Source organism: Stutzerimonas stutzeri SDM-LAC (assembly GCF_000235745.1).
GTDB lineage: Bacteria > Pseudomonadota > Gammaproteobacteria > Pseudomonadales > Pseudomonadaceae > Stutzerimonas > Stutzerimonas stutzeri_H.
Map to the genome: position 1 here is coordinate 1 of NZ_AGSX01000165.1, position 16,085 is coordinate 16,085.

The following is a 16,085-nucleotide window of genomic DNA, read 5'->3' on the forward strand; positions in this document are numbered from 1 at the left end:
GTCTTGCCATGGTCGACGTGACCAATGGTACCGACGTTCAGGTGCGGTTTGTTACGTTCGAATTTTTCTTTAGCCACGACAGTAAACCTCTTACTTAAAGGGCTGAATCAACCTTGTTTTTTAACCAGGGCTTCAACGATGTTCGCCGGAGCCTCGGAGTATTTGGAAAATTCCATGGAGTAGCTTGCACGGCCCTGGGACATAGAGCGCACGTCGGTTGCATAACCGAACATCTCTCCCAGCGGAACCTCGGCACGAATCACCTTACCGGAGATCGTATCTTCCATCCCCTGGATCAGACCGCGACGACGGTTCAGGTCACCCATCACGTCGCCCATGTAGTCCTCAGGAGTTACCACTTCTACTTTCATGATCGGCTCAAGCACAACGCCGCCGCCCTTCTGGGCCAGCTGCTTGGTCGCCATGGAAGCCGCCACCTTAAACGCCATCTCGTTAGAGTCGACGTCATGGTAGGAACCGTCGAAAACGGTAGCCTTCAGGCCGATGAGCGGATAGCCGGCAACAACACCGTTCTTCATCTGCTCTTCGATACCCTTCTGGATGGCTGGAATGTATTCCTTAGGAACCACACCACCCACTACCTCGTTCACGAATATCAGACCTTCCTGACCTTCATCAGCCGGAGCAAAGCGAATCCAGCAATGGCCGAACTGACCACGACCACCGGACTGGCGCACGAACTTGCCTTCGATTTCGCAGTTCTTGGTGATCTTCTCACGGTAGGAAACCTGCGGCTTGCCGATGTTGGCTTCGACATTGAACTCGCGACGCATACGGTCGACGAGGATGTCCAAGTGCAGCTCACCCATACCAGAAATAATGGTCTGGCCGGTCTCTTCGTCGGTCTTGACGCGGAACGATGGGTCTTCCTGGGCAAGCTTGCCCAGTGCGATACCCATCTTTTCCTGGTCGGCCTTGGTTTTCGGCTCTACAGCTACCGAAATAACCGGCTCCGGGAAGTCCATACGCTCAAGGATGATCGGCTTGTCGGCGTTGCACAGAGTGTCGCCTGTGGTCACGTCCTTCATACCGATAAGAGCAGCGATGTCGCCAGCACGTACTTCCTTGATCTCTTCACGCTGGTTCGCGTGCATCTGCACCATACGACCAACGCGCTCTTTCTTACCCTTGACCGAATTGATCACGGAGTCGCCGGAGCTGAGGAAACCTGAGTACACACGCACGAAGGTCAGAGTACCAACGAACGGATCGGTAGCAATCTTGAAGGCAAGAGCCGAGAACGGCTCGTCATCGTCGGCATGACGCTCATCGAAGTCAGCATCAACGAGCTCATCTTTCGGCTTGTCGATGATGTCCGGATGAATACCTTTGATCGCAGGGATTTCGGTGGGAGCCGGCAGGAATTCGATAACGGCATCGAGCACCAGCGGAACACCCTTGTTCTTGAAGGACGAACCACATACAGCTGGAACGATCTCGTTAGCAAGGGTGCGCGCACGCAGACCCGCCTTGATCTCGTCAATGGTCAGCTCTTCGCCCTCCAAATACTTGTTCATCAGCTCTTCGCTGGACTCGGCAGCAGCCTCAACCATGTTGGAGCGCCACTCTTCGGCGAGCTCCAGCATATCGGCAGGAATCTCTTCCTCACGATAGGTGGTGCCTTTGTCTTCATCGTTCCAGTAGATAGCCTTCATCTTGATCAGATCGACCTGACCCTGGAAGTTATCTTCCGAACCGATAGCCAACTGAATCGGCACAGGAGTGTGGCCCAAGCGATTCTTGATCTGACCGACAACGCGCAGGAAGTTTGCGCCCGCACGGTCCATCTTGTTGACGTAAACAACACGCGGAACGCCGTACTTGTTGGCCTGACGCCATACGGTCTCCGACTGAGGCTCTACACCGGAAGTACCACAGAACACCACAACAGCACCGTCGAGCACACGCAGCGAGCGCTCGACTTCAATGGTGAAGTCAACGTGGCCGGGGGTGTCAATTACGTTCACACGGTAGTTGTCGTACTGGCCGGCAGAACCTTTCCAGAACGTGGTAACAGCAGCGGAAGTAATGGTGATACCACGCTCCTGCTCCTGCACCATCCAGTCGGTAGTAGCCGCACCGTCGTGCACCTCACCCATCTTATGGCTGAGACCTGTGTAAAACAGGATCCGCTCAGTCGTAGTGGTCTTGCCCGCATCAACGTGCGCACAAATACCAATGTTACGGTAGCGGTTAATTGCTGTGTTACGAGCCATAAAGCCCTCGCAAATTGAGTGTTGCCAGAATTAGAAACGGTAGTGCGAGAACGCCTTGTTGGCCTCAGCCATGCGATGCACGTCTTCACGCTTCTTAACAGCAGCGCCCTTGCCTTCAAACGCATCCGACAGCTCACCCGCCAAACGCAGGGCCATGGATTTTTCGCCACGCTTGCGCGCAGCATCGACCAGCCAACGCATGGCCAGCGCGTTACGACGGGAAGGACGAACCTCGACCGGAACCTGGTAAGTCGCACCACCTACGCGGCGGGACTTCACTTCGACCAGCGGAGCGATGGCGTCGAGTGCTTTTTCGAAGATTTCCAGGGGATCGGTGTTCTTGCGTTCTTTGACCTTCTCCAGCGCGCCATAAACAATACGCTCGGCAACGGCTTTCTTACCGCTTTCCATCACGTGGTTCATGAATTTGGCCAGGATCAGACTTCCGTATTTCGGATCGTCAAGGATCTCGCGCTTGGCTGCTACACGACGTCTTGGCATTGATAAGCCCTCAAACGGTCTTCAGGTTAGCTCGGGACAATAACGACGACGCCATGCCCGACCTTACTCTTATCGACTTAAATAAATAGAAATACTGATTACTTCGGACGCTTGGCGCCGTACTTGGAACGGCCCTGCTTACGATCCTTGACGCCGGAAGTATCCAGCGAACCGCGCACGGTGTGGTAGCGAACACCGGGAAGGTCTTTTACACGACCGCCACGGATCAGCACTACGCTGTGCTCTTGCAGGTTATGACCTTCACCACCGATATACGAGGCGACTTCAAAACCGTTAGTCAGGCGAACACGGCATACCTTACGCAGTGCAGAGTTCGGTTTCTTTGGCGTGGTGGTGTACACGCGAGTGCAAACACCACGGCGTTGCGGGCAGTTCTGCAGCGCAGGGACGTCGCTTTTCTCGACGACGCGCTTGCGCGGCTGGCGTACCAGCTGGTTGATCGTTGCCATCTACTAGCTCCACTGTTGTCTTTCGACACAAACGAAAAATGGCAGGGCACAAAGCCCCGCCAAATTAGGGGTACAAGAGTCTAAAGAGCTTCCTGTCCACCGTCAAGGCGCGCCCCGGCTTACGCCGGGGCAGACCGCCAATCAGTTACCACTCGAATTGAGCGCCTCGGTCAGCGCCGCTTCGACTTCATCAGCACTCACGCGAACCGGTTTCTCGGCGTCACGCTTGCGCTTGCGCTCGCTGTGATACTGAAGTCCGGTACCGGCCGGGATCAGGCGACCCACGACCACGTTCTCCTTCAGTCCGCGCAGGTAGTCGCGCTTGCCCGTTACCGCCGCCTCGGTGAGGACGCGGGTAGTCTCCTGGAAGGACGCTGCCGAAATGAACGACTCGGTAGACAGCGATGCCTTGGTGATACCCAGCAGCACGCGGATGTACTTCGAACCGAACTTGTCGTCCGCAGCAAGACGCTCGTTTTCCTCGAGCACCTGGGTGAGCTCCATCTGGTCGCCCTTGATGAAGCTCGAATCACCCGACTCAGCCACTTCGACCTTGCGTAGCATCTGTCGCAGAATGGTTTCAATGTGCTTGTCGTTGATCTTCACACCCTGCAGACGATAAACGTCCTGGATCTCGTTGACGATGTACTTCGCAAGTGCGCTGACGCCCAGCAGGCGCAAAATGTCGTGCGGGTTGCTCGGACCGTCAGAGATAACCTCTCCCTTGTTTACCTGTTCGCCCTCGAAGACGTTCAGGTGACGCCATTTCGGAATCAGCTCTTCATACGGATCGGTTCCGTCAGTTGGCGTGATCACCAGGCGACGCTTGCCTTTGGTTTCCTTGCCGAAGGAAATCGTGCCGCTGATTTCCGCCAGAATCGATGGCTCTTTCGGACGACGCGCCTCGAACAGGTCTGCAACACGCGGCAGACCACCGGTGATGTCGCGGGTCTTCGAGGTTTCCTGTGGGATACGTGCAATAACGTCACCCACGTTGATCTCGGCGCCGTCGGCCACACCGACCAGAGCGTTAGCCGGCAGGAAGTACTGAGCGGGAACATCGGTACCCGGCAGCAACAGCTCCTTGCCGTTCGAATCGACCATTTTGATCGCCGGACGGATATCTTTGCCCGACGCTGGACGATCTTTCGGATCCATCACCTCAATGTTGGTCAGGCCGGTGAGTTCATCGGTCTGACGCTTGATGGTGATGTTCTCTTCCATGCCAACGAAGGTCACGACACCCTTCATCTCGGTAACGATCGGGTGGGTGTGCGGATCCCACTTGGCGACTACAGCACCTGCGTCGACCTTGTCACCTTCCTTGATGGAAATGACCGCACCATACGGAAGCTTGTAGCGCTCGCGCTCACGACCGAAGTCGTCCGCCACTGCCAGCTCGCCGGAACGCGAAACAGCAACCAATGCGCCGTCAGCACGCTCGACATGCTTGAGGTTGTGAAGACGAATGGTACCGCCGTTCTTGACCATCACGTTGTCGACCGCCGAAGTCCGGCTCGCCGCACCACCGATGTGGAACGTACGCATGGTCAGCTGGGTACCCGGCTCACCAATCGATTGCGCAGCGATAACGCCCACTGCCTCACCGATGTTCACCTGATGCCCGCGAGCAAGATCGCGGCCGTAACACTTGGCGCAAATGCCATAGCGTGTTTCACAGCTGATCGGCGAGCGGACCACAACTTCGTCAATGCTGTTGAGCTCAATGAAGTCAACCCACTGCTCGTCAACCAATGTTCCAGCTGGAACCAGTACTTCTTCGCTGCCCGGCTTGAGTACATCACGCGCAATCACACGACCCAACACACGCTCGCCCAGCGGCTCGACCACGTCGCCGCCCTCGATGTGCGGCGTCATGAACAGGCCCTGCTCGGTACCGCAGTCGACCTCGGTAACTACCAGATCCTGCGCGACGTCAACCAGACGACGGGTCAGGTAACCGGAGTTCGCGGTCTTCAGGGCGGTATCCGCCAGACCCTTACGAGCACCGTGCGTGGAGATGAAGTACTGGAGTACGTTCAGACCTTCACGGAAGTTCGCGGTAATCGGCGTCTCGATGATCGAGCCGTCCGGCTTGGCCATCAGGCCACGCATACCGGCCAGCTGGCGAATCTGGGCAGCGGAACCCCGTGCACCGGAGTCGGCCATCATGTACATCGAGTTGAACGAGTCCTGCTCGGCCTCGTTGCCGTCGCGGTCGATGACCTTCTCTTTCGAGAGGTTGGCCATCATCGCCTTGGATACTTCGTCGTTGGCTTTCGACCAGAGGTCGATGACCTTGTTGTACTTCTCGCCTTGGGTCACCAGGCCGGAGGCGTACTGCGATTCGATTTCTTTCACTTCCTCGGTAGCGGCATCGATGATGCGCGCTTTCTCGTCCGGGATAACGAAATCGTTCACGCCGATGGAGACACCGGAAATGGTCGAGTAGGCGAAACCGGTGTACATCAGCTGGTCGGCAAAGATGACGGTATCCTTCAGACCAACGGTGCGGTAGCACAGGTTGATCAGCTTGGAAATCGCCTTCTTCTTCATCGGCTGGTTGACCACGTCGAACGGCAGGCCAGCCGGAACCACTTGGAACAACAGCGCGCGGCCGACAGTGGTGTCGACGATTCGGGTGTTCTTGGTGATCGAGCCGTCGCGGTCCTTGATGGTCTCGTTGATGCGCACCTTGACGCGGGCATGCAGCGACGCTTCGCCGGCGCGGAATACGCGGTCGACTTCCTGCAGGTCAGCGAACACACGACCTTCGCCCTTGGCATTGATGGCTTCCCGGGTCATGTAGTACAGACCCAGGACCACGTCCTGCGACGGCACGATGATCGGCTCGCCGTTGGCCGGCGACAGGATGTTGTTGGTCGACATCATCAGCGCGCGCGCTTCGAGCTGGGCTTCGAGCGTCAGCGGCACGTGAACGGCCATCTGGTCACCGTCGAAGTCGGCGTTGTACGCCGCACAGACCAGCGGATGCAGCTGGATCGCCTTGCCTTCGATCAGCACGGGCTCGAACGCCTGGATGCCCAGACGGTGGAGCGTCGGTGCACGGTTGAGCAGCACGGGATGTTCGCGGATGACTTCGGCCAGAACGTCCCAGACTTCCGGCAGCTCGCGCTCGACCATCTTCTTGGCGGCCTTAATGGTGGTCGCCATGCCACGCATTTCCAGCTTGCCGAAAATGAACGGCTTGAACAGCTCGAGGGCCATCTTCTTTGGCAGACCGCACTGATGCAGACGCAGGGTCGGGCCGACGGTGATAACCGAACGACCGGAATAGTCCACGCGCTTGCCAAGCAGGTTCTGACGGAAACGGCCCTGCTTGCCCTTGATCATGTCGGCCAAGGACTTCAGCGGACGCTTGTTGGAACCGGTGATGGCGCGGCCACGACGACCGTTGTCGAGCAGTGCGTCGACGGCTTCCTGCAACATGCGCTTTTCGTTGCGCACGATGATGTCCGGAGCCGACAGGTCGAGCAGGCGCTTGAGACGGTTGTTACGGTTGATCACGCGGCGATACAGATCGTTGAGATCCGATGTCGCGAAGCGGCCGCCGTCGAGCGGAACCAACGGACGCAGATCCGGCGGCAGTACCGGCAGAACGGTGAGTACCATCCACTCCGGCAGGTTGCCCGAACCGTGGAAAGCCTCCATCAGCTTAAGGCGCTTGGACAGCTTCTTGATCTTGGTTTCCGAGTTGGTCTGCGGAATCTCTTCGCGCAGGCGACCGATCTCGTGCTCCAGGTCGATTTCGTGCAGCAGCTCGCGCACGGCTTCGGCGCCCATGCGAGCGTCGAAATCGTCACCGAACTCTTCGAGGGCTTCGAAATACTGCTCATCGTTGAGCAGTTGGCCCTTCTCGAGGGTGGTCATGCCCGGATCGATCACCACGTAGCTCTCGAAATAGAGCACGCGCTCGATGTCACGCAGGGTCATGTCCAGCAGCAGACCGATACGGCTCGGCAGCGACTTCAGGAACCAGATGTGTGCGACCGGCGAAGCCAGTTCGATGTGCGCCATGCGCTCACGACGAACCTTCGCCAGGGCGACTTCGACGCCGCACTTCTCACAGATCACACCACGATGCTTGAGGCGCTTGTACTTACCGCACAGGCATTCGTAGTCCTTGACCGGGCCAAAGATCTTGGCGCAGAACAGGCCATCACGCTCGGGCTTGAACGTACGGTAGTTGATGGTCTCTGGCTTCTTGACCTCGCCAAAGGACCAGGAACGGATCATCTCGGGCGAAGCCAATGCAATCTTGATGGCATCGAACTCTTCGATTTGACCCTGGTTTTTCAACAGATTCAGCAAGTCTTTCAAGGCCTTTCCTCCTCACGGACCTGCGGTGATCGGCTGATGCCGACCACCGCATAGGCGGTGCGTGGTTATTCGGTTTCCAGATCGATGTCGATACCGAGCGAGCGGATCTCTTTGATCAACACGTTGAAGGATTCCGGCATGCCGGGCTCCATACGGTGATCGCCGTCCACGATGTTCTTGTACATCTTGGTCCGCCCGTTCACGTCGTCCGACTTGACCGTGAGCATTTCCTGCAGGGTGTAGGCGGCGCCATAGGCTTCCAGTGCCCAGACCTCCATCTCCCCGAAACGCTGGCCACCGAACTGTGCCTTTCCGCCCAGCGGCTGCTGGGTAACCAGGCTGTAGGAACCGGTGGAACGCGCGTGCATCTTGTCGTCGACCAGGTGGTTCAGCTTGAGCATGTACATGTAACCGACGGTGGTGGTGCGCTCGAACTTGTTGCCAGTACGCCCGTCGAACAGCTGCATCTGGCCGCTTTCAGGCAGATCGGCCAGCTTCAGCATGGCCTTGATCTCACGTTCCTTGGCACCGTCGAATACCGGGGTTGCCATCGGCACACCGCCGCGCAGGTTCTTCGCCAGATCCAGGACTTCCTGATCGCTGAAGCTTTCCAGATTCTCTTGGCGCCCCCCGATTTCGTTGTAGATCTCGGTCAGGAACTTGCGCAACTCGGCGACCTTGCGCTGCTCGTCCAGCATGCGGTTGATCTTTTCACCCAGACCTTTGGCCGCGAGGCCCAGGTGGGTTTCAAGGATCTGGCCGACGTTCATACGCGACGGAACGCCCAACGGGTTCAAGACGATGTCGACTGGTGTGCCGTTGGCATCATGCGGCATGTCTTCGACCGGCATGATGACCGAGACGACACCCTTGTTACCGTGACGACCCGCCATCTTGTCGCCCGGCTGGATACGACGCTTGATCGCCAGGTAGACCTTGACGATCTTGAGCACGCCCGGCGCCAGATCGTCGCCCTGCTGCAGCTTGCGCTTCTTGTCTTCGAACTTGTCGTCGAGCAGCTGACGGCGGTCGGAAATGTAGGCTTGGGCCTTTTCCAGCTGCTCGTTCAGCGCGTCTTCGGCCATACGCAGCTTGAACCACTGTCCATGCTCGAGACCATCGAGGATCTCGTCGGTAATGACCGCGCCCTTCTTCAGGCCCGCGCCGCCTTCGACTGTCGCGCCGACCAGCGCAGAACGCAGACGCTCGAAGGTTGCACCTTCAACGATGCGAAACTCTTCGTTCAGATCCTTGCGGATCTCGTCCAGCTGCATCTTCTCGATGGCCAGTGCGCGGGAGTCACGCTCGACACCGTCACGGATGAAGACCTGTACGTCGATGACTGTACCCTTGGTGCCTGTTGGCACACGCAGGGAGGTGTCCTTCACGTCGGAAGCCTTCTCACCGAAGATCGCGCGTAGCAGCTTCTCTTCCGGCGTCAACTGGGTCTCGCCTTTTGGCGTGACCTTGCCGACCAGAATGTCGCCTGCACCGACTTCGGCACCGACGTAAACGATGCCCGCCTCGTCCAGCTTGTTCAGCGCAGCTTCGCCCACGTTCGGAATGTCCGCCGTGATCTCTTCTGGGCCGAGCTTGGTGTCGCGCGACACGCAGGTCAGTTCCTGAATGTGGATGGTGGTGAAACGATCTTCCTGAACCACACGCTCCGAGAGGAGGATGGAGTCCTCGAAGTTGTAGCCGTTCCACGGCATGAACGCAACGCGCATGTTCTGACCGAGTGCCAGCTCACCCATGTCGGTGGACGGACCGTCAGCCATGATATCGCCGCGCTCGACCACGTCACCCTTGCTCACCAGAGGACGCTGGTTGATACAGGTGTTCTGGTTGGAACGGGTGTACTTGGTCAGGTTGTAGATGTCGACGCCCGCCTCACCGGTTTCGACTTCCGCATCATGTACACGCACGACCACTCGGCTGGCGTCGACAGAATCGATCACGCCGCCACGACGGGCGACGACACAGACGCCGGAGTCGCGCGCCACGTTACGCTCCATACCTGTACCGACCAGCGGCTTGTCCGAACGCAGAGTCGGCACGGCCTGACGCTGCATGTTCGAACCCATGAGGGCGCGGTTGGCATCGTCATGCTCGAGGAACGGAATCAGCGAAGCCGCAACGGAAACAACCTGCTTCGGCGAAACGTCCATCAAGGTGACGTCTTCCGGTGCCTTGACCGTGAATTCGTTCTGATGACGAACAGCAACCAGCTCGTCGACCAGCTTGCGGTCATCCAGCTTGGCACTCGCCTGCGCGATCACATGGTCGGCTTCTTCGATAGCCGACAGGAACACGATCTCGTCGGTGACCTCGCCTTCCTTAACCACGCGGTACGGGCTTTCCAGGAAGCCGTACTGATTAGTGCGCGCGTAGGCAGCCAGCGAGTTGATCAGGCCGATGTTCGGGCCTTCCGGGGTCTCGATCGGGCAGACACGACCGTAATGGGTCGGGTGTACGTCACGGACTTCGAAGCCTGCACGCTCACGGGTCAGACCGCCCGGGCCGAGTGCGGAAACGCGGCGCTTGTGGGTGATCTCGGAGAGCGGGTTGTTCTGGTCCATGAACTGCGAAAGCTGGCTGGAACCGAAGAATTCCTTCACCGCAGCCGCAACGGGCTTGGCGTTGATCAGGTCCTGCGGCATCAGGCCTTCGCTTTCGGCCATCGACAGGCGCTCTTTGACCGCACGCTCAACGCGTACCAGGCCTACACGGAACTGGTTTTCGGCCATCTCGCCGACACAACGGACACGACGGTTACCCAGGTGGTCGATATCATCGACTATGCCTTTGCCGTTACGAATATCGACAAGAGTCTTCAGTACCGCGACGATGTCTTCGCGACTGAGTACACCGGAACCTTCGATCTCGGTCCGGCCGATACGACGATTGAACTTCATCCGACCTACGGCCGACAGATCGTAGCGTTCCGACGCGAAGAACAGATTGTTGAACAGCGTCTCGGCAGCGTCCTTGGTTGGCGGCTCGCCAGGGCGCATCATGCGGTAGATCTCGACCAGCGCTTCAAGCTGGTTGGTAGTCGAATCGATTTTCAGCGTGTCAGAGATGAACGGACCGCAGTCGATGTCGTTGGTATACAACGTCTCGAAGCGCACAACCTGCGCTTTGACCAACTTGGCCAGAATTTCAACAGTCAGCTCGGTGTTGCACTCGGCAATGATCTCTCCAGTCGCCGGATGCACAATAGCCTTCGCCGTGGTGCGACCGAGGACGTAGTCCATCGGCATGTCGAGCGCTTTGATCCCCGACTTGTCGAGCTGATTGATGTGGCGCGCAGTAATGCGGCGACCTTGCTCGACGATGACCTTGCCGTTCTCGTCAGTGATGTCGAACGAAGCGATTTCGCCGCGCAGACGCTGCGGAACCAACTCCAGGCTCAGGGTCTCGCCCTTAACGTGGAATACGTTGGTGTCGTAGAACGCATCGAGGATTTCTTCGGTGCCGTAATTCAACGCACGCAGAAGCACCGAAGCCGGAAGTTTGCGGCGACGGTCGATACGCACGAATACGGCATCCTTCGGATCGAACTCGAAATCGAGCCAGGAGCCGCGGTACGGAATGATACGAGCGGAGTACAGCAGCTTGCCCGAACTGTGGGTCTTGCCCCGGTCGTGATCGAAGAACACGCCTGGCGAGCGATGCAGCTGGGACACGATAACCCGCTCGGTACCGTTGATGATGAAGGTACCGTTCTCGGTCATCAGGGGGATTTCCCCCATGTAGACTTCCTGCTCTTTGATGTCCTTGATCGCCTTGCTCGACGATTCCTTATCAAAGATGATCAGACGGACTTTTACCCGCAGCGGCACGGCGAAGGTCACGCCGCGCAACACGCATTCCTTGACGTCAAAAGCCGGGTCGCCCAGGCGATAGCCGACGTACTCCAGCGCCGCATTGCCGGAATAGCTGATTATCGGAAAAACGGATTTGAAGGCTGCATGCAAGCCAATATCGCGGAATTGATCCTTGGTCGCTCCCGCCTGCAGGAATTCGCGGTACGAATCCAGCTGGATGGCCAAAAGATACGGCACGTCCATCACGTGCGGTAACTTGCTAAAGTCCTTGCGGATTCGTTTTTTCTCAGTGTATGAGTAAGCCATCAGCGTTCCCCAGCTTGGTCACCTGCTTGTTTGGCCTCTCCCGACGGGAGCAGCCAGAAAATCTTGCGAATCCTGTGATTCGCACCGCCCATCGGAGCGGTTGTTCCGTCCGAACTGCCAGATGTTCAACAGGCAGCTATAACGGAAAAAGGCCGGTGGCAAAAGCCACCAGCCATCAGCCTTACGCGAGTTGCTTCGGCTGTAGACGCAAGGTCGCGCTTACTTGAGCTCGACTTTGGCGCCTGCTTCTTCCAGGGCTTTCTTGGCAGCTTCGGCTTCGTCCTTGGACACGCCTTCCTTGACCATGCCTGGGGCGCCATCAACGACTGCCTTGGCTTCTTTCAGACCCAGACCAGTCAGTTCGCGAACAGCCTTGATCACGTTTACTTTCTTATCGCCCGCTTCAAGCAGCATGACGTTGAACTCGGTCTGCTCTTCAGCAGCGGCAGCAGCCGGACCGGCAGCAGCGACGGTAGCAGCTGCAGCAGTAACGCCGAACTTCTCTTCCATTGCCTTGATCAGTTCAACAACCTGCATCACGGACATTTCGGAAACGGCGTTGATGATGTCTTCGTTGGTCAGAGCCATGACTCTAAATTCCTGTATATGGTCGACGGCCTGCGGCCATCTAATTCAAAAGAAAATCGGAAAAAAGCTATGCGCGCGTTACGCCGCGGCGGCTTCTTTCTGGTCGCGAACGGCCGCCAATGTACGAGCCAGCTTGCTGGTAGCGCCTTGCATCACGCTCATCAGCTGCGAGATTGCCTCGTCATAGGTCGGCAGGGTTGCCAAAGCATCGATCTGATTGGCTGCAATGAACTGACCTTCAAATGCGGCAGCCTTGATCTCGAACTTGTCCTGGCCCTTGGCAAACTCCTTGAAGATACGAGCAGCAGCGCCCGGATGTTCGTTAGAGAAAGCGATAAGGGTCGGGCCTTTGAACACGTCGTTGAGCACATCATACTGAGTGCCTTCAACAGCGCGGCGCAGCAGGGTATTACGCACTACACGCACGTATACGCCAGCTTCGCGGGCCTCTTTACGGAGTCCGGTCATGGCCCCCACGGTCACGCCACGGGCATCAGCCACGACAGCGGACAGGGCAGCTTTGGCAGCCTCGTTGACTTCAGCGACGATGGCCTTCTTGTCTTCGAGTTTGATTGCCACGGGTTTTTACTCCTGGTTGTTACCGGTCGCCCAGTCGAAACCGGGCGGATTTTGGTGTCTGATTCGGTACGAATCGGGAGCACCTCTGCGTAGGCTTGGAAAAGCAAAGCTTCTACGATTTAAGGCTCGCGCCGCCTACGGTCTTGGATAGCCCCCGCCAGGCAGGGACCCCAATATGTCGCACCCTGCTAAGCAGGGCGCTGGAAGTCTTACGCCTCGAGAGACGCCTGATCGATGATCAAGCCAGGACCCATAGTAGTACTCAGGGTAACGCGCTTGACATAGATACCTTTGGAAGTCGACGGCTTCAGGCGCTTGAGGTCCGACAGCAGCGCTTCGACGTTCTGCTTCAGCTGACCCGCTTCGAAACCAACCTTGCCGACCGACGTATGAATGATGCCGTTCTTGTCAGTACGGAAGCGTACCTGACCGGCCTTGGCGTTCTTGACGGCAGTCGCAACATCCGGTGTCACTGTACCGACCTTAGGGTTAGGCATCAGGCCGCGAGGACCCAGAATCTGACCCAACTGCCCTACGACGCGCATTGCGTCAGGGGAGGCGATAACGACGTCATAGTTAAGGTCGCCGCCCTTCATTTCCGCAGCCAGCTCGTCCATACCAACGCGATCAGCACCGGCAGCGAGAGCAGCCTCAGCACCGGGACCCTGCGTGAACACAGCAACGCGTACCGACTTGCCGGTACCATTCGGAAGAACGGTAGCACCACGCACAACCTGGTCGGATTTACGCGGATCAACACCTAGGTTGATGGCGATATCAAAGGACTCAGTGAATTTTACCGCCGACAGCTGCGCTAACAACGTAGCGGCATCTTCGAACGAATACTGCTTGCCGGCTTCGATTTTTTCGGCGAAAGCTTTTTGGCGCTTGGTCAACTTAGCCATTACACACCCTCCACGTTCAGGCCCATGCTGCGGGCGGAGCCGGCGATGGTGCGTACAGCTGCATCAAGATCAGCAGCGGTCAAATCGGCATTTTTGGTCTTCGCGATTTCTTCCAGCTGAGCACGGGTAACAGTGCCGACCTTCTGGGTATTAGGGCGAGCAGAACCACTGGTGATACCTGCAGCCTTCTTCAGCAGCACTGCAGCCGGCGTACTCTTGGTCTCGAAAGTGAAGCTGCGGTCGCTATAGACGGTAATGATTACCGGAGTTGGCAGACCTGGCTCCTGACCCTGCGTGCGGGCGTTGAACGCCTTGCAGAATTCCATGATATTGACACCATGCTGACCCAGCGCAGGGCCAACTGGCGGCGACGGGTTGGCCTGACCGGCCTTTACCTGAAGCTTGATATAAGCTTGAATCTTCTTAGCCATAACTACTCCGTTCTGGGTGCTAGCGCCTTGCGGCTCCCCTTTTCACTTGAATATCCCAGTGACGACAAAACCCCGCAGCCATCAGCTGCGGGGTGTGGGATGCTTTTTCAGCTAGACCTTTTCGACCTGACTGAACTCCAACTCTACTGGCGTTGATCGACCGAAAATCAGCACAGCAACCTGGATACGGCTCTTTTCGTAGTTGACTTCTTCGACAACGCCATTGAAATCAGCAAACGGACCATCAGCCACCCGCACCACTTCGCCCGGCTCGAACAGAGTTTTCGGCTTAGGCTTATCACTACCGTCAGCAACGCGGCGCAGGATCGCCTCTGCCTCTTTATCAGTGATTGGCGCAGGCTTGTCAGCAGTACCGCCAATAAAACCCATCACGCGCGGCGTGTCTTTGACTAGGTGCCAAGCACCTTCGGCCATATCCATCTGGACAAGCACGTAACCCGGGAAGAACTTACGCTCACTCTTGCGCTTCTGCCCATTACGCATCTCGACCACTTCTTCAGTGGGAACCAGAATCTCGCCGAAATGATCTTCCATGCCGGCAAGCTTGATACGCTCGATCAGCGAGCGCATGACATGCTTCTCGTAACCCGAGTAAGCATGAACGACGTACCAACGCTTAGCCACGGGACACCCTTAACCTACAATCATGGAAACCAGCCAACCGAGCAGGGAATCGAGCCCCCACAACAGCAGCGCCATTACCAGCACGACCGCAACAACAATAAGTGTGGTCTGCGTGGTTTCTTGACGGGTCGGCCAAACGACTTTTCGAATCTCGACTCTCGCCTCTTTCAGAAGAACAAAAAAGGAACGACCTTTAGACGTCTGAAATGCCACAAACGCAGCAACGACAGCGAAAACGAGCAGCGCAAGAACCCTGTACAGAATGGGCTCGGCGGCGTAATACTGATTACCCACCACAGCCACAACCACCAAAGCAGCCACAACAAGCCACTTCACCAGATCGAAGCGCGAGTCTTTGGCTTCAGCTTTGACATTCATCTGCTAGAACCCTGTAAATACCGCCAAATTCGATATTGAATTTGGCAGGCCAGGAGGGAATCGAACCCCCAACCTGCGGTTTTGGAGACCGCCGCTCTGCCAATTGAGCTACTGGCCTAACAAGAGTCAGGCCGACTATTATGCCGGCCTGAATTGATCAGATCAATCGATTATTCGATGATCTTGGCAACCACGCCGGCACCAACGGTACGGCCACCTTCGCGAATCGCGAAGCGCAGACCGTCTTCCATAGCGATCGGAGCGATCAGGGTGACAACCATCTTGATGTTGTCGCCCGGCATTACCATCTCGACGCCTTCCGGCAGTTCGCAGTTACCGGTCACGTCAGTGGTACGGAAGTAGAACTGCGGACGGTAGCCTTTGAAGAACGGAGTATGACGGCCGCCTTCTTCCTTGCTCAGTACGTAGACTTCGCCTTCGAACTTGGTGTGCGGCTTGATGGTGCCCGGCTTGGCCAGAACCTGGCCACGCTCGACGTCATCACGCTTGGTGCCGCGCAACAGCACGCCCACGTTCTCACCAGCACGACCTTCGTCGAGCAGCTTGCGGAACATTTCAACGCCGGTGCAGGTAGTCTTGGTCGTATCGCGGATACCCACGATCTCGATTTCTTCCTGAACCTTGACGATGCCGCGCTCAACACGACCGGTTACAACGGTACCGCGACCGGAGATCGAGAACACGTCTTCGATCGGCATCAGGAACGGCTTATCGATGGCACGTTCAGGCTCCGGAATGTAGCTATCCAGAGTCTCGACCAGCTTACGCACGGCCGACACGCCCATCTCGTTGTCGTCCTGACCGTTCAACGCCATCAGCGCGGAGCCAATAACGATCGGCGTGTCGTCACCTG

At 57.3% G+C, this 16,085-nt stretch carries 12 protein-coding genes, 1 tRNA gene and 1 pseudogene; all 14 read right to left on the reverse strand.

What is annotated here, in order from left to right; all coding sequences use genetic code 11:
* Window positions 1–77 (reverse strand): annotated as a pseudogene (locus tag PSTU_RS21615) (elongation factor Tu); the annotation flags it as partial.
* A gap of 30 nt (window positions 78–107) precedes the next feature.
* Window positions 108–2,237, reverse strand: coding sequence for an elongation factor G (gene fusA / locus PSTU_RS0116130; RefSeq protein ID WP_019342050.1), 2,130 nt, complete (start codon window positions 2,235–2,237; stop codon window positions 108–110).
* A gap of 30 nt (window positions 2,238–2,267) precedes the next feature.
* On the reverse strand, window positions 2,268–2,738 hold the full coding sequence (gene rpsG, locus PSTU_RS0116135; protein WP_019342051.1) for a 30S ribosomal protein S7: 471 nt from the start codon (window positions 2,736–2,738) through the stop codon (window positions 2,268–2,270).
* A 98-nt stretch (window positions 2,739–2,836) separates the two neighbouring features.
* The gene (gene rpsL / locus PSTU_RS0116140; protein WP_003291416.1) at window positions 2,837–3,208 is read right to left on the reverse strand and encodes a 30S ribosomal protein S12; all 372 of its coding nucleotides are present in this window, start codon (window positions 3,206–3,208) and stop codon (window positions 2,837–2,839) included.
* A 141-nt stretch (window positions 3,209–3,349) separates the two neighbouring features.
* Window positions 3,350–7,549 (reverse strand): DNA-directed RNA polymerase subunit beta', encoded by a 4,200-nt coding sequence (gene rpoC / locus PSTU_RS0116145; protein WP_019342052.1) that lies wholly within the window; start codon window positions 7,547–7,549, stop codon window positions 3,350–3,352.
* Window positions 7,550–7,614: 65 nt separating this feature from the next.
* Window positions 7,615–11,685, reverse strand: a complete 4,071-nt coding sequence (gene rpoB, locus PSTU_RS0116150) for a DNA-directed RNA polymerase subunit beta (protein ID WP_019342053.1) — start codon at window positions 11,683–11,685, stop codon at window positions 7,615–7,617.
* 219 nt (window positions 11,686–11,904) lie between these two features.
* Entirely contained in the window at window positions 11,905–12,273 is a 369-nt protein-coding gene (gene rplL, locus PSTU_RS0116155; RefSeq protein WP_019342054.1) for a 50S ribosomal protein L7/L12, read from the reverse strand.
* A 78-nt stretch (window positions 12,274–12,351) separates the two neighbouring features.
* Window positions 12,352–12,852, reverse strand: coding sequence for a 50S ribosomal protein L10 (gene rplJ / locus PSTU_RS0116160; RefSeq protein WP_019342055.1), 501 nt, complete (start codon window positions 12,850–12,852; stop codon window positions 12,352–12,354).
* 209 nt (window positions 12,853–13,061) lie between these two features.
* Window positions 13,062–13,757, reverse strand: a complete 696-nt coding sequence (gene rplA, locus PSTU_RS0116165; protein ID WP_019342056.1) for a 50S ribosomal protein L1 — start codon at window positions 13,755–13,757, stop codon at window positions 13,062–13,064.
* On the reverse strand, window positions 13,757–14,188 hold the full coding sequence (gene rplK / locus PSTU_RS0116170) for a 50S ribosomal protein L11 (RefSeq protein WP_019342057.1): 432 nt from the start codon (window positions 14,186–14,188) through the stop codon (window positions 13,757–13,759). The genes rplA and rplK overlap by 1 nt, the downstream gene beginning before the upstream one ends.
* Window positions 14,189–14,299: 111 nt before the next feature.
* Window positions 14,300–14,833 carry a transcription termination/antitermination protein NusG gene (gene nusG, locus PSTU_RS0116175; RefSeq protein ID WP_019342058.1) on the reverse strand — a complete coding sequence of 178 codons (534 nt, stop codon included), beginning with the start codon at window positions 14,831–14,833 and terminating at the stop codon, window positions 14,300–14,302.
* Window positions 14,834–14,842: 9 nt separating this feature from the next.
* A complete protein-coding gene (gene secE / locus PSTU_RS0116180) occupies window positions 14,843–15,211 on the reverse strand; it encodes a preprotein translocase subunit SecE (RefSeq protein WP_019342059.1) in 369 nt (122 codons plus the stop codon).
* A 42-nt stretch (window positions 15,212–15,253) separates the two neighbouring features.
* A tRNA-Trp gene (locus PSTU_RS0116185) sits at window positions 15,254–15,329 on the reverse strand.
* A 52-nt stretch (window positions 15,330–15,381) separates the two neighbouring features.
* The coding region (locus tag PSTU_RS0116190) for an EF-Tu/IF-2/RF-3 family GTPase (protein ID WP_019339979.1) at window positions 15,382–16,085 on the reverse strand (704 nt) is incomplete at its 5' end.